Source organism: Curtobacterium sp. WHRI 8282, from assembly GCF_040223925.2.
In the GTDB taxonomy this organism is placed as follows: domain Bacteria; phylum Actinomycetota; class Actinomycetes; order Actinomycetales; family Microbacteriaceae; genus Curtobacterium; species Curtobacterium flaccumfaciens.
Genome location: NZ_JBEHCD020000001.1, coordinates 248,142 through 264,663, shown reverse-complemented (window position 1 = coordinate 264,663; position 16,522 = coordinate 248,142). Strand labels below are relative to the sequence as shown.

Genomic DNA, 16,522 nt, shown 5'->3' with positions numbered 1-16,522 from the left:
GGGGAGACCGTCAGTCGCGGAACAGCCGCTGCCGGCCGTCGCGCCAGACACCGACCACACGGTCCTCGCGCACGGCGACGAAGTCCGCACGGCGACCCGGTGCGAGGAGCCCCCGGTCCGGAAGCCCGACGTGTTCCGCGGGGTTCCGGGTGACCGTCGCGACGAGCTCGGCGAACGGTGCGACCCCGGCGGTGGCGGCCGCTCGCAGCCCCGGCAGCAGCGACCCGAGCTGGTAGTCCGACGCCACCACGTCGGCCCGACCGGCCGCGATCGCCGCGCGAGCGGACAGCCCGGAGCCGTGCGACCCGCCCCGCCAGAGGTTCGGGGCACCGACGACGACCCCGAGCCCGGCGTCGATCGCCGCGGCCGCAGCGCGCTCGGTGACCGGGAACTCCGAGATCCGGGCGCCGAGCCGCCTGGCCTCGAGGACGGCCTCGGGCGTCTCGTCGTCGTGTGCTGCGATGACGACACCGGCCCGGTTCGCGAGTTCGGCGATGGCCGCTCGTCGGCGGCCGATGCCCTCGGCACCGGCGTGGAACGCCGCAAGGCGGGCATCGAGCACCTCGTCGTCGGCGCGGTCGAGTGCGCGGTAGGCCCGTCTCCAGGCGGCGACGGTCGAGTACTGGCCGCGTCCGGGGGTGTGGTCCATGTACGAGACCAGGGTGACCCGATCCGGATGCGCCGCCACGAGCCTCCCGGCCGCCGCCACGGCGTCGTCGTGGGTGACGTCGACGCGCAGGTGCACGCGGACGTCGACCGGCAGGTCGGACGCGGCGACCGCGTCGAGGACGGCGGCGGCGTGCTCGGCGCTGCGCGCCGGAGCCGTCGCGTGCTCCACCGAGCAGCACAGCAGGGCGGTCGTCACGCCGGCGAGCAGGGCGTCGGCGGCGAAGGACTCGAGCGCGTGCCCGAGCGGCACCGGGACGCCGGGGCGCGGCTGCTCGAAGCGGGACAGCGAGTCGGCGTGCAGGTCGACCAGACCCGGCAGGACGTCGACGTCGCCGAGGTCGACCACCGGTCCGTCCGACGCCTCGACGACCACGCCGTCGCGCACTGCGAAGGACGAACCCGGGGTCCCGCCGTCGCCCCGGTGGACACGGGCAGCGGTGAAGGTCGTCACGCAGCCATCACACCACGGCGACCGCGGGGTCGACCCCGCGGCGCAGGAACCCGTCCGACGGCGGTGTCGTGACGGCGTGCCCGACCGCGTCGAGGCCGACCGACCGCTCGACCAGGTCCGCGAAGGGCAGCTCGCTGCGCGCGAGGAAGGCCACCGCGGTCGCGAGGTGACGGGGCGCGTAGTTGTGGACTCCGACGATCCGGTTCAGCCGCCGCACGATCTGCTCCGGGTCGATGGTCACCGGACGGCTGGTCGAGACCGCGCCGACGAGCACGGCGACACCGTCGACGTCGAGGGAGTCCACCGCCGCCTCGACCGCATCGGGGTGGCCGGACAGCTCGACCGCGACGTCGAAGGACCCGATCGCGTCACCCGGGGCGACGGCCCGCGCCGCGCCGAAGCAGACCGCCCGGGCACGTCGGCCCGCGTTCGGGTCGGAGACGGTCACGGTGGCACCCGCGTCGACGGCCATCGCGACGGCGGTGATCCCGAGCATGCCGGCACCGGTGACCAGGACCCGCGCGCCGTCGAGCGGTCGCTGCACCGCGTCGAGAGCCGCGGCCACCGTAGCCGTGGCGCAGGCCGCCGGCGCGGCGACGGCCGCCGGCACGTGCGCGGGGACGACCGCGATCGCCGTGCCGGGGAGCAGGACGCAGTGCGTGGCGAAGCCGCCGTTCAGCGTCCAGTCCGCGGTGACGGCCTCGTGACCGTACTTCCGCAGGGAGCGGCACTTCTGCGGGATGCCCGACGCACACCGGTCGCAGTCGCCGCACGACGCGGCGACCGACCACACGACGCGGTCACCGACCCGGACCGGCTGTCCCTGGACGGTGGTCGGCGGCACGGCGTCGACCGCGACGACGCGGCCGACCTGTTCGTGGCCGAGGACACTCGGTGTCGGACCCGGACGGTGGCCGAGCGCGGTGTGCAGATCGCTGCCGCACACGGTGGCCAGCTCGACCTCGACGAGCACACCGCCGTCCGGCAGCGTCGTCGACGGCAGCGACTCGACGGTGACCGGGGCGCCGACGCCGTGCCACAGGGCGTACCGGGCGGCGGCGCGCACCGGCGTCACGCCAGGACCCGGGCGGCGTCCTCGACCTCGGCGAGCACCGACGGCACCTCGGTGACCGAGTCGAGGACATGGGTGTGCTGGACGGTCGCGAAGTCGGCGTCCTGGTGCGTCCCGGTCCGCACGCCCGCCACGACGGAGGCGCCGGCACGGTGTCCCGTGAGCAGGTCGGCGACGGTGTCCCCGACGACCGCCACGTCACGGACGTCGTCGGTGCCGGTCCGGAGCAGGGCGGCGAGCACCATGTCCGGGTACGGGCGCCCGCGGCCGGCGTCGGCAGGGGAGAGCGCGAGGTCGATCAGCGGCCGCCAGCCGAGCAGGTCGAGCACCGCGTCGCGCGTCGCGGGCGAGAACCCGGTGGTCAGCGCGATCCGTCGCCCCGCTGCGCGGAGTGCGACGAGCGTCTCGACGGCGCCGTCCACCGGCCGCACGCCGCGGTCGAGGGTGCGGGCGTACGCGCGCTCGAACGCGGTGTTCGCAGCCTCGGCTCGGTCGCCGTCCCCGTCGAAGAGCGCCGTGAACACGGCGATCTTCGACTGGCCCATGGTGTCGACCGCGTACTGCACCGCACGGTCGTGCTCCGAGCTCCCGTGCTCGAGGCCGACGTCGGTGAGCGCGGTGCGGAAGGCGTCGAGGACGACGCCACCGTCGTCGACGGTGGTTCCTGCCATGTCGAGGCAGACGAGCGAGATCATGGGACTCCTGGGTTCGTGCCGTCACGCCGGGACCGGCGCGGTCCGACCAGCGTCGGAGCGCCCCGTGGCGGGCAGACGGTGCGCAGGTGTCCGCCAGGTGAACGACGCCGGGAGGCTCGTCACGGCCTGTCCGGACAGGCATGCGGTCCGCCAGGGGGACCGGCTACAGTCCGAGCGTGCCGGAGACCCGATACCTCGACATCGCCGCCGCCCTGGAGGGCGAGCTGGCCGATCTGCCGATCGGCTCGCGGGTGGCCAGCGAGGCGGAGCTGGCGGCGCGGTTCGGCGTCGGGCGGTCCGCCGCCCGGGCAGCGCTGCAGCACCTGCAGCGGCGCAACCGCATCCGCCGGGTGAAGGGCGTCGGCAGCTTCGTCGCACGCCGCATCGACTACCTGATCGGTTCGCGGGCGGCACCGTCGTGGAGTCACACCGTCCGCGCCGCCGGTGGCAAGCCGTCGAGCGTGACGCTGTCGTGTGCACTGGTCCCGGTCCCGCCGCGCATCGCCGAGTCCCTCGACCTGCAACCGGGCGCGCCCGTGCACCGCCTGACCCGGCGCTCACTGGTCGACGGGCTGCCGGCTGCGTGGGGCGTGGAGTGGGTCCCGCCGGCGATCGTGCCCGAGCTCGCCGAGGCGCTGCAGGTCAGTGACTCGCTGTACGAGGTGCTCCGGCAGGTGGGACGATCCACGCCGCACCGCCGATGGGTCCGTGCGACCGCCGACGTGGTGTCCGAGGACGTCGCCCGGCACCTGGACCTCGACGAGGTCACGCTCGGCTGGTTCATCGAGAGCCTGACGTCGGACCGCGACGACGAGCGACCGCTCTGCCTGAGCGAGCGGTGGATCCGGGCGGACGCCATCCGGGTGTTGTTCGAGGCCGGTCGGGACGCACCGCTGACCTGATCGGCTGCGGGCTTCCGTTCGTCGGTGGCGCTGACTAGCGTCGCCGACATGGGCGAGACACCGCACATCGACGACGCGACCATCGACGACCTGCGCGCTCGGCTTCGTGCCACGCGCTGGCCGGACGCGCCCGCCGGGGTCGGCTGGTCGCTCGGCGTGGACCTCGACGTCCTGCGCCCGCTCGTCGAGTACTGGGCCGACGGGTTCGACTTCGACGCACACCGTGCCGAGCTCGCCGCGCTGCCCTCGCGCCGTGTCGTCGTCGACGGCATCGGCATCCACGTGCTGCACGCCCGTGCCGAGCGGTCCGATGCCCTGCCGGTCCTGCTCGCGCACGGCTGGCCGGACTCCGGCTGGCGGTACCGCAAGGTGCTGCCGATGCTCGTCGCCGCCGGGTACGACGTCGTCGTGCCGGACATGCCCGGCTACGGATTCTCGGATGCACCGCCGCAGGTTCTCGACGCCCGGCAGGTGGCCGGCATGTGGGCGACGCTGATGACGGACCTCGGGTACGAGCGGTTCGCGGTGTCCGGAGGCGACATCGGCACGCACGTCGCCCGCTACCTGGCACTCGACCACCCCGACCGGGTGGTCGCGGTGCACCGCATCGACGGCGGGCTCGCCTGGCCGGGCCTCGATGCGTCGACGTTGTCCGCCGCCGAGCGGGAGTTCGTCGCCGCGACCGATCGGTGGCGCACCGCCGAGGGTGCCTACGCGATGCTGCACCGCACGAAGCCGCAGACCGCCGCCGTCGGGCTGAACGACTCGCCCGCGGGTCTCGCCGCCTGGATCCTCGAGAAGCTCCGGGCGTGGAGCGACTGCGACGGGGACCCGTGGTCGGTCTACACGCGCGACGAGGTGCTGGCGCTGCTCACCGAGTACTGGGCCACGGGCACGATCGGCTCGGCGATGCGGATGTACCACGCGAACGCGGCGATCCCGGCGGAGCAGCTGGAGCGACGGGTCGAGGTGCCGTCCGGGTTCTCGATCTTCCCCGGCGACATCGTGCGGGCGCCGCGCGAGTGGCTCGAACGCACCACGAACCTCGTGTTCCACCACGAACTCGACCGCGGTGGGCACTTCGCGCCGTTCGAGCAGCCCGACCTGTTCGTCGACGAACTGCACGCGTTCCTGCAGGGCTTCCGCCGCTAGAGTGGTCAGGCCAGCCTCTGTAGCTCAATGGAAGAGCAGTTCCGTCCTAAGGAAACGGTTGGGGGTTCGAGTCCCTCCAGGGGCACAAACAAGCGGAAGTACGTGGGTCCGCGAGTCCAGGTTCCCCCCCCCCAGGTCAACGTTTACTCAGCGTTTATGACCGCCGGTCCGACATGAAAAGCGGCTGCATCCAAGTGGATGCAGCCGCTTCGTTAATGTCGGGGCCGGGTCAGTCGGTCGGCGTCTGCGTCGGGGCGAGCGTCTGGAGGGCTACTCGCGCGTCAGCGGGTGCCTTGCTCGCCTTCGGGAGGTACGACTCCGTCGCGGTGGCCTCGCTCGCGTGACCCAGAAGGGCGGTAGCGGCAGTCACGCCACCTTCGTCCGCGGCCGCCCGCCCGGCGGTCCGGCGGAAGGTATGCGGCGTCACCCGCAGGAGGCCCTCCCGCTCGCGCACCGTGCGGAGAGAAGTGCGCGCGCTCCGAGCGCTCACCATCCCGCCGTCACGGCTCACGAGAAGGAAGCCTTCGGGCCCAGCAGCCGAGGTAAGGTGCCCGAGAATCTCGACGACGAAAGGCGGTGCGAATACAGCGTGGGCCCCGTCTGGGCCGCTCTTCGTAGGAGCCTGAAGGAACGGCTGGCCGTATGCGGGGGTGATGACGGCGCGCCGGATGTGTACGAGGACTCCATCTGGGTGCTCCCACTCGATATCCCTGGCCTGAGCGCAATCGCTTCGGAGATACGGAGGCCCAGACCCAGCATCAGCTCCACCATGGCTGGCACGTACGACCGCTACCGCATCCCGCGGAGACCCTTGCGCAGCAATGCGAGGTCCGCCGACCCGAGCCATCGCTCGTCGTCGTCGCGGGGGTCCGCCTTGGGGTGCTCGTTGCTGAGGGGTTTCAAGCCGCTGACCGGATTCGAGGTACGCCACTCCCACGCCACCGCAGCGCCGAGCATCTGATTGAGCAGCGTACGAGCGTGCTCAGCCTGCACACGGCGAACCTGGCGCTCTTCGAAGAGCTGGCGAGCACATCGGCGCGCACATCCCGCATCGGCGTCTCACCGAGCTTGGGCAGAATCAAGCGGTCGATGACATCGCGGTACGCCAGACGCGTGTTTTCGGCGAGGCGCCCTGCGCTCTTCATCGCCCACCACTTCTCTGCGAGCTCGGCTACCGTGGGGCCACTTGGCCTGATGGGCTCCTGCTCCAGCTCTGTCGAAACCCTCACCGCGCAGATCCGTGACATCGCCGGCGACCTCCACGAAGAGGTGACGGCGCTGCCCGCACCCTGGTGACCAAGACCCCCGCGTCCGCCCTGGGTTTGGAGGGCAGGGCGGCCGCGGGCCCCTCCCCTTCACGGGCTTTCCGGCGTAGGATCCGGCATGAACGAGGAGAAAACATGGCGAGATTCGAACTGGACGGCGAAGTGCAGGGGTTCTCCACGGGAGATCTGGCCAAGCTGCACACCGCCGCGGACATCCTGCGTCTCTCCGTGTCCGAGATGGCGGATTGGGTGCAGCAGGCCGCGACTATCAGCGCGGTCGTCGAAGCGCCTCTCTCAGAGGGTGAGCATGCCTTCCTCGCCGCGAGCTCCGGCCTCGTCGATGACGCCGATACCGCTCATCTTGAAACTCCCGCGCAGCAGCAGGCTCGACTCCTCCGCTCCTCCCTCACCACGAAGGAAGCCGCTGACCGTCTCGGGGTCGGCCCGGACGCTATCCGTCACCGCCTCGGCAAGAAGAGGCTCTGGTCCTTCGTTATCGAAGGACAGCACCGGATCCCCACCTGGCAATTCGTGTCCACGAACGACCCGAGCTACCGAGGTCCACGAGGTACACGCACCAGTGATGCGCTCAGCGCAATAGATGACCTCCTTCCGCGCGCATCCTTTGAGCGCTCTGAACCGAACGAACCATTCGCATTGACTTGGGGCGACATCGTGGACAAGGGCCCCTACTTTGTTCGGATCTCTGTTCGGGATGCCGACGGCAACGTGCTCCGGGAGATGGAGGACTCCCCTCTGATCGCGGACGCTTGGGACACTCTCGACGGGCTCGAGCAGGTGGTTCCCGCCATCCCCGATGGGACGACACCCGTGGCCCTCGAGGGGTTCATGACCACTCCGCAGGACGAGCTGCTGGTCGGCGGGCGCCCGTGGGCGCCGCGGCGTTGGCTCGCGGAGGGGCAGGACCCTGCGCCGGTGACGCGCCTTATTGCTGACCTTGGCACGGTCTGGTGAGCGCTGCTGACGCGCCGGACGTGTTCCCGGCGCCGCCGACACCGTTGGTCGCCGACGACCGGCACTGGGTGTCGTGGACCAACCGGGTTTGGCGTGTGCACGAGCAGAAGACCGGGCGCCCCGGCTGGGATGAACTCAGGCATTTTGGCCCAGTGGACGGGCAACGGTTCGACCCGCAGGATCCGCCGACCGGTGACCACAAGCCGCAGGGGGTGCAGTACGTCGCCGGCACCATGCTCGTCGCGGTGACGGAGACGTTCCAGCGAACCCGAATGATCCCCGTCCACAACAAGGCGCTGTGGCTGTACGGGTGGACGCCGGCCCGGCCGATGCGGCTACTCGACATCCGGTCCGACTTCGGGGCGACGAACGGTGCGTCAGCGTCGTTCAACGCTGCCGACAAGGCCACCACGAGGGAGTGGGCGCGCGCCGCGCACCGGCAGTGGACGGACCTCGACGGGCTGCTGTACACGGCGAAGGTGTCCGGTGGGGACGCCATCGCGCTGTTCACGAACGCCGCCGGCATCCCCGTCTGGCCCGACTACCCGTCGTACGCACGAGCGCTGACCGACCCGGCAGCCCACCCTGACTTGTCGGCCGCCGCCGCGCAGGTGCACTGGGGTCTCGACTACGGCGCCTGACCGCTACCGGTCGCTGCTGCGAACGACCCACCCGTAGAACGGCTTCTCGACGCGCTCGCCGTGGCCCGCTCGCTCGAGGTCGGCGAGGAGCGCCAACGCTTCGATGCCGGCTCGGTGGCGGTTAGCGGCGTTCCGGGCGAGTTCAAGCGGAACGGGAACGCCGGTGCGAAGCGTCTCGGTCACGGCCCAGAGTTTCTGCTTCCCGACGGCCGAGCGGTCTCTCCATGCCAAGATCAGACTGGCAGAGGAGACGCATATGGGCAATCCGGCATGGGGACACGGATACCACAAGGGCTTTGGCGACGGCGCGAAGCAGGGTGGCGCGGTCGGCGCCCTGATCACCTTAGGTGCTACTGGCCTAGTCGTGGGCGGCAAATGGGCTGTCGGCAAGCTCCGCGAACGCAGCGTGGCTAAGCAACTCGCCGAGAATCCCTCCGTCGATACTCCGGATACGGACAAAAAGGGTTCGCAGGCGAGTTCCTCCGACTGATCCCAAATGTCCGAAGAACACTGGTAGGCCGAGCGCCGAGCACGTTGGCGGCCGGACCGCGTCCGCCTGCTACTCGTCGACGAGAGCGCGCCTGACGACGACGGCGACATTGCTAATCGACGCTTCTTCCACGACCAGACGCTGACCTCGAAGGACGGCCTCTTCCGCGAGGTTGTCCGTGCCCTGTATGGTGCTTCACCAGTCGCCAGCGGTCCGAACGCGAAGACACCTTGGCTTGCCAGGCTCAAGGCGGATGGGGTCTTTCTGATCGACCTCGCTGCAGAGCCGGTGAACTATTACGGCGCAGCGGGACGAGAGGCGGCGCTCCGCCGGAACATCGAAACGACTGTCGCCCTGGCGTCATCACTACAACCTGAGGGCATCCTGCTCGTGAAGCGCAACGTCTTCGAGCTACTGAGCGCGCCCATGCGGAACGCCGACCTGCCGGTGGTTCACAACGACTTCATCCCATTTCCTGGCAGCGGTCAGCAGCGCCGATTCCGAGAGCGATTCGCGCAGGCGATCAGCTCGTTGAACGGCTTTGCGACAACGTGAAGAAGGCGGCACCTATTGGAGAGCGCTCAAGCATTCCACCCAGTCGTCACCACCAGGTTGCCCGGTTGCTGCGCGGTGAGGCGGTCGATACGCACGCCTATCGGATGAGCTACACCAAAACGCTGCTTCTGTCTCGCAACCAACCTTCCTGACCGCTACACCGGCTGGCACTCGCGACACACGGTTGTAAGACTCGCCACACTACGGGATTGCGCGGAAGTCGCGCACGCGATCACAACAGCGGCGAGATCTCTCGCAACCGTAGCGATATGAGACAGTGAGGCTCAGCCGTACGCGGCGTGTCGTGGCTCCGGAAACGCGAGCGGTGCCAGCCACGGCGCCCCTACGATGCCTACTAGGACTGAACCGCCAACAGCTGGGAATCAAGGTGACCAAACAAGACGGCCTCTCGCTTCGCCTCTTTATCTACAACGCGCAAGGAGCAAATCAAATTGAACACATGAGTGTCGATCGCGTCACCGAGGTTTTTGGGAAGAATGAGGCCCCTTCTGTTGGCGACGTCGGCGTGGCCTTGCAAACAGACGTGGACCAACATGAGAAAGCCGTCGTTGTCGCACTGGTCCAGGTATTCAGCATCAGCGGCGTTGCCGCGGGAGCAGTCCGAGCCGCACTCCGACCCATTTACCGCTTCCCACTGCCGATCCCCCTTTCTGAACTCGAGACGGCCAACGATAAAGACGGGCAGAACCTACTCTCAAACTTTTCAGCCAGCTTTTTGGCTCCTGCAAAAACGGATCGAGTGCTTCAGATCCTTCGAACAAAGGATGAAGGCGTTGGGGTATGGCTTGATAGGCTTACCCAGCCTGAGCTTGAGTACGAGGCAGGTATTCAGCAAGCAAGAATCGAAGCGCGCGACGCCGTCTCCCTCGCAGCACAGCTTGCCGAGATCAAATTACCAGCTGACGTTTTCGAGGTTGACCAAGAAGGACTGGCAGACAATGACTTGCTGGATTCCATTCTGAACAAAGCCTACGAGGCCGACCTTGAAGAAGAGCTCATGCCTCTCGACCTACAACGATTCGACGGCATCTTGAAAGTCGACCAAAGGGCAGCAAGCGCTTCCGTCTTCGTGGACCGAAACGAGAAAGAAGTTCTTGCCGTGTTCTCGGTCAATAAAAAATTGCTCGAAGTCGAACTCGGGGTTGACCTCTTTTACTGGGATCAAGTTTCGGACAGCTTCACGTTTGTGCAGTATAAGCGGCTCGAGCGCGAAAAGGCAGTTGACGGAGCCGCAGAATGGGTCTACCTAAGAAGGGGAGAACTAAAGAAGCAGCTGAATCTGATGCCCAGGGGCAAGCAGCAGAGTCCTCGGAGCAAAGACTGGAGAATGGTGGACTCACCGTTTTGGTTCAAGTTTGTACGAGGTGACGCGGCCCGCGAGTTGGACGACAAGGTCCTCAGGGGCATGTATGTTCCTGCGGATTGGCTCCGGCTTGCTCTTGCCGACGATGCCCTTCAAGGAGGTCAACGAGGCGGCTTTCGACTCACCTATGACAACGCGAAGTACGTCACGCGGACGATGTTCATTGAGCTGGTCAAAAGGGGCCTTTCCGGTACGGCGCGGAAAGAATCTATGGATTTCAAAAAGGTTTTGAAGGCCATGGGAAAAAACCGGCAGGTCATTGTGGCGGTTAAGAAGGAGTGGTCGGCGGGAGCGAAGCCTCTGAATGCGGCGGCCGCACCGCAAGACCCGGACGCGCCCTTCTAGCGACAAAGGATGGCCCTGGAGTCTGTCTGGCGTCAGTCCGTCGCCCTGAGCTCATGGGGGAAAACGGGAGCGCCACCCCTTTTGCGGGGTCCGCGCCCGCCTCGATCGGGGTTATACAGAGGTTTCCCGGTATCGCAGCGGCGGCAGGGCCTGCACCATGTGCACCGTTTCGACGCTAAGGGTGACCATGCGTTGGACCAGCTCGACGATATACGCTGGGTTACCGTGTCGACGCCCCAGTCGTTGGCGATGCCGGAGGCCTTGTCGGTCTTGACTTGGTACCGCTCGAGGATCCAGTCGTGGGCCGAGCGGGAGCCAAGCTCGTAATCATGCGCCTCCGCCGGGATGCCGGCGACCTCGGTCAGGCGCTGCGCGGTGTTCGTGGTTGCCGGGTAGGCGAGGTCAGCGACGGCGAAGTCCTCAGAAACCCCGCTGACCTTACTGTCCGAGCAGACCGCGAAGTTACGTATGTCCATCGTCCGTTCCGCGGACCACTCGTTCAGAGTCTGGGAGCAGCGCGATTGAGGGCACGAGGAACAGGACCGACCCGCCGGCGCCAGCGACTTCTTCTGCGATGCGGAGACTGGTGAACGTCTAGGTCCGGGTGGCGATCGTGTACTCCACGGCAGCGCTCACCCCGGTCAGATCGATCGAAAGCGCGTCGAGGCCGGACTCTGCGATGCCGGTGAGCGACGCGATGTTCGCGACGGTCAGCCCGGAGACCTGCGTGAGACCCACGAGGATGCCCCGGACGCGGTCGTCGTCGGGCACGCTCCGAGCAGCGGCCAGCATGGCTGCGAGGACGGCGACCCGCTGCGATTTGTCGGGAGTCAGCCCTATCCCGAGGACGGTCAGACCCTGGTGCTCTCGGTCCCTGGGCCTTCGAGGTACGCGGAGAGCGTGGACTCCGAGATCCCGGTCATCTGCACGATCGCGTCGAGTGCGACGGAACGGCGCTCGATCAAAGCCCGGAGTTCCGCCCGCACGTCGAGGGCTTCGGCAGTCATCTCGTTCCCTTCCTCGGTCGCAGGAGTCTCTGCACCATGGTGCATCAGCCGGCGGGCTGGGCCGGCGGGTCCTCCGGCATCGGGTGTTCCGCCTGCCAGAGCGCGTCGACCTGGCCGAACTCCCGCGGGTAGCACTGGGTGTCGAACACCTCGAGACCCTCGGCCGGCGTCGAGTACAGGTACCAGGGGCCCGTGCCCACCGGTCTGCTCGTCCACGACCCGTTCGCGAACCACGAGAGCGGCACGTCGTCCATCGGGTGTCCCGCCTGCGTCGGACAGGCCTCGAGCCGGTTGAAGGCGGCGCGGTACTCGTCGACGGTGATCCGGTCGTCCCGGATCTCGGCTCGCTGCTGGGCGGAGGGTTTCGCGATCGGCGCAGACTCGACCCACGAGGCCCAGACGGCGTAGCGGGCGGACCCGCCGCTCGTCACGCTGATGGTCGCCGCCGAGTGTCCGGAACCGGGCGCCGTGGACAGGCTCCAATGCTCACTGTTCACCCCGCCGGTCGTGCCCGGGGTACAGCGGGTGGGTCCGACGGTGGTCGTCCCGTCGACGGCCACGGTGAAGGTCCCCGGGTCGATGCACTCCCCCGTGAGTGTCACCTGGTCGGCGTCCGCGGGGCGGGCACCGAGCGAGAACGAACCATCGCCCTGCGTGACCGCGAAGGCCGGAGTCCCGAGGATCGTGGCGTGGTTGGCTTCCTCGACCATGTAGCGCGTCGACGTCGCAAGGGTGCTCTCCAGCTCGGCGTCCGGGTTGTTCGACGGGAGGGCAGCCGCGGTGATCCCGCCCGTGACGGCCGATCCCGCCAGGAACGCCGTCGCGATCGTGAGGACCGTGCCACGGGTCGGTCGGCGACGTCGACGGCGCGGTGCTCCGGTGGCACTGGTCGCGTCGACCTCTGCGACGAGTGCGTCGCGCATCGCTGCGAGACGAGGGGAGATCTGATCGTGGTTCACAGTGTGCCTCCGAGGGGTTCCGCTGTCGCCGAGTACTGCTTGTGAAGCCGCGCCTTCGCACGGTGGAGCCGGGACTTGACGGTGCCGGGTGGGACGCCGAGGACGGTCGCGGCTTCACGCTCGCTCAACCCCTCGAGCACGCAGAGGGACAGGACCCGCTGGTCTGCGATCGGGAGACCACGGAGCGCGGTCACCGCCTCTGCGTCGGTGAAGGCGTCCGCTGGGTCGGGTGCCGGATCGTCGACCGGGAACCTGCCGAGGAACGAGCGGTGGCGCCGAGATGACCGCGTCAGGTTGTGCGCCGTGTTGGTCGCCGTGACGAGGAGCCACGGCAGCATCGAGTCGTCGACGAAACGGACGCGGTCCCGCTTCCGCCAGGTTTCGAGGAACACCACGGCGATCACGTCTTCTGCGTCGTCCGGCGTCGGGACGAGCGCTCTGACGTGACGCCGAAGCCGCGCCGCGTGCCGGTCGAAGAGCCGACCGACCGCACGGCCGTCCCCGGCGACGCCCAGGGCCCAGTCGGACCGGTCCCCCGTGATCTGGTTAATGCCCTGTATTGTCCGGTCGCCCTGGATCGGTTCCGGGTCGTGGCCGATCAGTTCTCCACAACCGTCGCCCCGGACGGTAGTCGAGCCCGCTGGCCCCGTACGATTGACCCCGTGTCCAAGGTCCTGAGCAGTCTCCCCGTCGGCGAACGAGTCGGCATCGCGTTCTCAGGGGGTCTCGACACCTCCTGCGCCGTTGCCTGGATGCGCGAGAAGGGAGCGATCCCCTGCACCTACACGGCCGACATCGGCCAGTACGACGAGCCGGACATCGACGCCGTCCCGAGCCGCGCCCACGAGTACGGCGCCGAGATCGCCCGACTGGTCGACGCGAAGAGCGCCCTGGTCGAAGAAGGCCTGGTCGCCCTGCAGACCGGCGCGTTCCACATCCGCTCCGGTGGGAAGACGTACTTCAACACGACGCCGCTCGGCCGCGCGGTGACGGGCACGATGCTCGTCCGCGCGATGAAGGAAGACGGCGTCGACATCTGGGGCGACGGCTCCACCTACAAGGGCAACGACATCGAGCGGTTCTACCGCTACGGCCTGATGGCCAACCCGCGCCTGCGCGTCTACAAGCCGTGGCTCGACTCCGAGTTCGTCGAGGAGCTCGGCGGCCGCAAGGAGATGAGCGAGTGGCTCGTCGCCCGCGGGTTCCCGTACCGCGACTCCACCGAGAAGGCGTACTCGACCGACGCGAACATCTGGGGCGCGACGCACGAGGCGAAGAGCCTCGAAGAGCTGTCGAGCGGCCTGGACATCGTCGAGCCGATTATGGGTGTCGCCGCCTGGCGTGACGACGTCGAGGTCGCGACCGAGATCGTCAGCGTCCGGTTCGAGGCCGGTCGCCCCGTCGCGATCAACGGCGTCGAGTACACGGACGCGGTGGCCCTGGTCTACGAAGCGAACGCCATCGGTGGCCGCCACGGCCTGGGTGCGTCCGACCAGATCGAGAACCGCATCATCGAAGCGAAGAGCCGTGGCATCTACGAGGCTCCGGGCATGGCGCTGCTGCACATCGCCTACGAGCGCCTGCTCAACGCGATCCACAACGAGGACACGGTCGCCTCGTACCACAACGAGGGTCGCCGCCTCGGTCGCCTGATGTACGAGGGCCGCTGGCTCGACCCGCAGTCCCTCATGCTCCGCGAGTCGCTGCAGCGCTGGGTGGCCTCCGCCGTCACCGGCGAGGTCACGCTGCGCCTGCGTCGCGGCGACGACTACACGATCCTCGACACCACGGGCCCCGCGCTGTCGTACCACCCGGACAAGCTGTCGATGGAGCGCGTCGGCGACGCCGCCTTCGGCCCGGACGACCGCATCGGCCAGCTCACCATGCGCAACCTCGACATCGCGGACTCCCGTTCGCGGCTCGAGCAGTACGCCGCCGCCGGCCTCATCGGTGGCGCGACGGCCGAGCTCGTCGGCGAGCTCGAGGCGGGCGAGGCCGAGGAGATCCTCGGCGGCGCGATCGTCGCCTCCGACGCCGAGGACGCGATGGGTCGACGCACGGACCTCGCGTCCGAGGGCGCGGCCTTCGACTCCGGCACCGACTGATCGAGCGGACCCGCGCCCTGGGCGCGACCCCCTGATGACGGGAGGCCCGGTGCCAGCTGGCACCGGGCCTCCCGTCCGTCGTCGCGACGTCTCAAGCCGCGGCGCTTCCGAGCAGCAGCTCGACCTGCTCGACGACCAGGTCGGGTCGGGTGATGAAGGGGTGGTGCCCGGTCGGGACGTCGACGCTCCGCGTCGCACGTGCCGCATGCGCTCGCTGGAGGCCGACGGTGGTGCTCCGGTCCTCGGTGCAGACCAGGTAGGTGGAGTCGACGCCCTGCCAGCCCGCGGCGGTCGTCGGCGTGACGAACGCGGCAGCGCACTGTGCGGTGACGCGGTCCCACGCAGCCCGCTGCACCTGCGGGACGGCGTCCTGCAGGAACCGCGCGCCGAACGACGAGGCGTCGTACCCGACCAGTGCCAGGGCTCCGTCCCCGGCATCACCGATCGCCACCGGGTCGGGCTCGTCCGACATGATCCCGGCCTGGGCCGATCCGACGTCGGGCAGGTAGGACGACGCGTGGACCAGGTGCTCGACGGCATCGTGCTGGCCGGCCTCGGCGACGACCGTGCCGCCGTACGAGTGCCCGACGACGATCGCGCCGTCGCTGCGGTCGAGCGCGGCCCGGAGCGCTGCCGCGTCCTCGGCGAGACCGCCTTCGGGGCGGCCGGACGGGCCCTCGCCGCAGGACGGCAGCGCCACCGATCGACTGCGGACACCGGTGCCCTCGAACAGCAGGTCGGCGGTGGGCTGCCACCACCAGTCGCCGTCGCGCACGAGCGCGCCGTGGACGAAGAGGATCTCCATGCGCCGACGCTACAGCGCACCCGCCGCGCCGGTCCGTCGCGTCCGTCGCGTCCGTCAGCCGCGAAGCGCATCCGCCTCGACGGCGATCCGGCCCGACCGTATCGTTGCGGTACCGGGTCAGTCATCAGGGACTCGTCGTCACGATGCTCCTCACGATCTGTGGGGTCTGGCACAGCGGGTCGACCCGGGCGGATCCGAGATGCGCATCATCTCGACGAAGGGCTGGTCACCATGACCGCCACCATCCAGAACGCGTGGCACCGCCACGGGCTCCGTTCGCCCGAGGACCTCGCCGCCCTCGTCGCCGAACGCCTCGAAGGAACCGGCCACCAGCTCGTCAGCGTCAGCGAAGCGCGCTACGAGCCCACCTACGCGGACTTCCTCGGCGAGCAGCTCTGACCCCCAGCGGGCTGCCGCTCGGCCGTCGGTAGAGTCTGCGCATGCGCACAGCCCGAACCACGGCGGCGGCACTGGCGATCGTCGCGGCGGGACTGCTGACGCTCGTCGGTGTCCAGCCCGCGTCGGCCCACTCGGCCCTGACCAGCAGTACCCCGGCGGACGGGGCGGTCGTCACCGAACCGCTCGAATCCGTCGACCTGACCTTCTCGGAAGCGCCGCTCGCCGGCCTCGACGCCGGACTCCGGATCCAGGTGACGGATGCCTCCGGTGCCGACGTCGCCACGGGTGACGTGACGGTCTCCGGGACGACCATGCGCCGCGCGGTCGACCTCGACCAGGGCAGCTACACGGTGCTCTGGCGGTACGTGTCGCCGGACGGCCACCCGATCGAGGGCACGCTCGCGTTCGAGTACCGGGCCGCAGCCCCGGCGTCGACCCCGAGCGCGAGTGCCACCCCGACCCCGACGGCGAGCACCGCTCCGACGCCGAGTGCCACCGCGACGGCCACCGGAGCCTCGGACGGTGCTCCGTCCTCGTCGCCGGGCATCGCGCCGGGCGTGTGGATCGGCCTCGGCGCCGGAGCCGTCCTGGTGGCCGGCGCGGTCGTCGTGCTGCTGCTGCGCCGCGGCCGCAGCGCGTAGCGCGCGGGCG

At 69.1% G+C, this 16,522-nt stretch carries 22 protein-coding genes and 1 tRNA gene; 11 read left to right on the top strand and 12 right to left on the bottom strand.

Annotated elements, in window-relative coordinates:
- Positions 1 to 10 precede the first annotated feature (10 nt).
- The 3 genes from ABRP24_RS01315 to ABRP24_RS01305 are packed head-to-tail and all read right to left on the bottom strand — an operon-like array spanning position 11 to position 2,887.
- Positions 11 to 1,120: an alpha-D-ribose 1-methylphosphonate 5-triphosphate diphosphatase gene (locus ABRP24_RS01315; protein ID WP_349847754.1), complete on the bottom strand. Its 1,110-nt coding sequence runs from the start codon at positions 1,118 to 1,120 to the stop codon at positions 11 to 13.
- A gap of 7 nt (positions 1,121 to 1,127) precedes the next feature.
- A complete protein-coding gene (locus ABRP24_RS01310; protein WP_349847755.1) occupies positions 1,128 to 2,195 on the bottom strand; it encodes an alcohol dehydrogenase catalytic domain-containing protein in 1,068 nt (355 codons plus the stop codon).
- The gene (locus tag ABRP24_RS01305) at positions 2,192 to 2,887 is read right to left on the bottom strand and encodes an HAD family hydrolase (RefSeq protein ID WP_349847756.1); all 696 of its coding nucleotides are present in this window, start codon (positions 2,885 to 2,887) and stop codon (positions 2,192 to 2,194) included. The genes ABRP24_RS01310 and ABRP24_RS01305 overlap by 4 nt, the downstream gene beginning before the upstream one ends.
- 176 nt (positions 2,888 to 3,063) lie before the next feature.
- Here ABRP24_RS01305 and ABRP24_RS01300 point away from each other — a divergent pair, with 176 nt between their 5' ends.
- From ABRP24_RS01300 to ABRP24_RS01290, 3 genes are all read left to right on the top strand, one after another.
- A complete protein-coding gene (locus ABRP24_RS01300; protein WP_214521592.1) occupies positions 3,064 to 3,789 on the top strand; it encodes a GntR family transcriptional regulator in 726 nt (241 codons plus the stop codon).
- 48 nt (positions 3,790 to 3,837) lie between these two features.
- Positions 3,838 to 4,941: an epoxide hydrolase family protein gene (locus ABRP24_RS01295; RefSeq protein WP_349847757.1), complete on the top strand. Its 1,104-nt coding sequence runs from the start codon at positions 3,838 to 3,840 to the stop codon at positions 4,939 to 4,941.
- Positions 4,942 to 4,954: 13 nt separating this feature from the next.
- A tRNA-Arg gene (locus ABRP24_RS01290) sits at positions 4,955 to 5,026 on the top strand.
- Positions 5,027 to 5,170: 144 nt separating this feature from the next.
- Here the strand turns inward: ABRP24_RS01290 and ABRP24_RS01285 are convergent.
- A complete protein-coding gene (locus ABRP24_RS01285; protein ID WP_349847758.1) occupies positions 5,171 to 5,788 on the bottom strand; it encodes a tyrosine-type recombinase/integrase in 618 nt (205 codons plus the stop codon).
- 52 nt (positions 5,789 to 5,840) lie between these two features.
- Positions 5,841 to 6,086 (bottom strand): hypothetical protein, encoded by a 246-nt coding sequence (locus ABRP24_RS01280; protein ID WP_371836724.1) that lies wholly within the window; start codon positions 6,084 to 6,086, stop codon positions 5,841 to 5,843.
- A 255-nt stretch (positions 6,087 to 6,341) separates the two neighbouring features.
- Between ABRP24_RS01280 and ABRP24_RS01275 the strand changes: the two genes are divergently transcribed.
- Both ABRP24_RS01275 and ABRP24_RS01270 read left to right on the top strand, forming a co-directional pair.
- Entirely contained in the window at positions 6,342 to 7,181 is an 840-nt protein-coding gene (locus tag ABRP24_RS01275; protein WP_349847760.1) for a hypothetical protein, read from the top strand.
- On the top strand, positions 7,178 to 7,822 hold the full coding sequence (locus tag ABRP24_RS01270) for an RES family NAD+ phosphorylase (RefSeq protein ID WP_349847761.1): 645 nt from the start codon (positions 7,178 to 7,180) through the stop codon (positions 7,820 to 7,822). Before ABRP24_RS01275 ends, ABRP24_RS01270 begins: the two co-directional genes overlap by 4 nt.
- A gap of 3 nt (positions 7,823 to 7,825) precedes the next feature.
- Here the strand turns inward: ABRP24_RS01270 and ABRP24_RS01265 are convergent, their stop codons facing one another.
- The gene (locus tag ABRP24_RS01265) at positions 7,826 to 8,005 is read right to left on the bottom strand and encodes a hypothetical protein (protein ID WP_349847762.1); all 180 of its coding nucleotides are present in this window, start codon (positions 8,003 to 8,005) and stop codon (positions 7,826 to 7,828) included.
- Between the two features lie 73 nt (positions 8,006 to 8,078).
- Here ABRP24_RS01265 and ABRP24_RS01260 point away from each other — a divergent pair, with 73 nt between their 5' ends.
- From ABRP24_RS01260 to ABRP24_RS01250, 3 genes are all read left to right on the top strand, one after another.
- Entirely contained in the window at positions 8,079 to 8,312 is a 234-nt protein-coding gene (locus ABRP24_RS01260; protein WP_349847763.1) for a hypothetical protein, read from the top strand.
- 288 nt (positions 8,313 to 8,600) lie between these two features.
- Positions 8,601 to 8,867, top strand: a complete 267-nt coding sequence (locus ABRP24_RS01255) for a hypothetical protein (protein ID WP_349847764.1) — start codon at positions 8,601 to 8,603, stop codon at positions 8,865 to 8,867.
- Positions 8,868 to 9,255: 388 nt separating this feature from the next.
- Positions 9,256 to 10,596 carry a hypothetical protein gene (locus ABRP24_RS01250; protein ID WP_349847765.1) on the top strand — a complete coding sequence of 447 codons (1,341 nt, stop codon included), beginning with the start codon at positions 9,256 to 9,258 and terminating at the stop codon, positions 10,594 to 10,596.
- A gap of 32 nt (positions 10,597 to 10,628) precedes the next feature.
- On the opposite strand, the gene ABRP24_RS01245 is transcribed toward ABRP24_RS01250, so the two are convergent.
- The 5 genes from ABRP24_RS01245 to ABRP24_RS01225 all read right to left on the bottom strand — a co-directional run bounded on the left by ABRP24_RS01245 (position 10,629) and on the right by ABRP24_RS01225 (position 13,077).
- Positions 10,629 to 11,072 (bottom strand): type ISP restriction/modification enzyme, encoded by a 444-nt coding sequence (locus ABRP24_RS01245; RefSeq protein WP_349847766.1) that lies wholly within the window; start codon positions 11,070 to 11,072, stop codon positions 10,629 to 10,631.
- Between the two features lie 118 nt (positions 11,073 to 11,190).
- The gene (locus tag ABRP24_RS01240) at positions 11,191 to 11,430 is read right to left on the bottom strand and encodes an HTH domain-containing protein (protein WP_371836723.1); all 240 of its coding nucleotides are present in this window, start codon (positions 11,428 to 11,430) and stop codon (positions 11,191 to 11,193) included.
- 17 nt (positions 11,431 to 11,447) lie between these two features.
- Positions 11,448 to 11,603, bottom strand: a complete 156-nt coding sequence (locus tag ABRP24_RS01235) for a hypothetical protein (protein ID WP_349847767.1) — start codon at positions 11,601 to 11,603, stop codon at positions 11,448 to 11,450.
- Positions 11,604 to 11,647: 44 nt separating this feature from the next.
- Positions 11,648 to 12,526, bottom strand: coding sequence for a hypothetical protein (locus tag ABRP24_RS01230; RefSeq protein WP_349847768.1), 879 nt, complete (start codon positions 12,524 to 12,526; stop codon positions 11,648 to 11,650).
- Positions 12,527 to 12,558: 32 nt separating this feature from the next.
- Positions 12,559 to 13,077 carry an RNA polymerase sigma factor gene (locus tag ABRP24_RS01225; protein WP_371836722.1) on the bottom strand — a complete coding sequence of 173 codons (519 nt, stop codon included), beginning with the start codon at positions 13,075 to 13,077 and terminating at the stop codon, positions 12,559 to 12,561.
- Between the two features lie 147 nt (positions 13,078 to 13,224).
- On the opposite strand from ABRP24_RS01225, the gene argG reads away from it, so the two are divergent.
- On the top strand, positions 13,225 to 14,667 hold the full coding sequence (gene argG, locus ABRP24_RS01220; protein WP_042540079.1) for an argininosuccinate synthase: 1,443 nt from the start codon (positions 13,225 to 13,227) through the stop codon (positions 14,665 to 14,667).
- A 91-nt stretch (positions 14,668 to 14,758) separates the two neighbouring features.
- Here the strand turns inward: argG and ABRP24_RS01215 are convergent, their stop codons facing one another.
- Positions 14,759 to 15,472, bottom strand: a complete 714-nt coding sequence (locus ABRP24_RS01215) for an alpha/beta hydrolase (protein WP_349847769.1) — start codon at positions 15,470 to 15,472, stop codon at positions 14,759 to 14,761.
- Positions 15,473 to 15,703: 231 nt separating this feature from the next.
- Here ABRP24_RS01215 and ABRP24_RS01210 point away from each other — a divergent pair, with 231 nt between their 5' ends.
- Both ABRP24_RS01210 and ABRP24_RS01205 read left to right on the top strand, forming a co-directional pair.
- A complete protein-coding gene (locus ABRP24_RS01210; protein WP_155896891.1) occupies positions 15,704 to 15,871 on the top strand; it encodes a hypothetical protein in 168 nt (55 codons plus the stop codon).
- Between the two features lie 41 nt (positions 15,872 to 15,912).
- Entirely contained in the window at positions 15,913 to 16,512 is a 600-nt protein-coding gene (locus ABRP24_RS01205) for a copper resistance CopC family protein (protein WP_176709421.1), read from the top strand.
- The last annotated feature ends 10 nt before the right edge of the window (positions 16,513 to 16,522 follow it).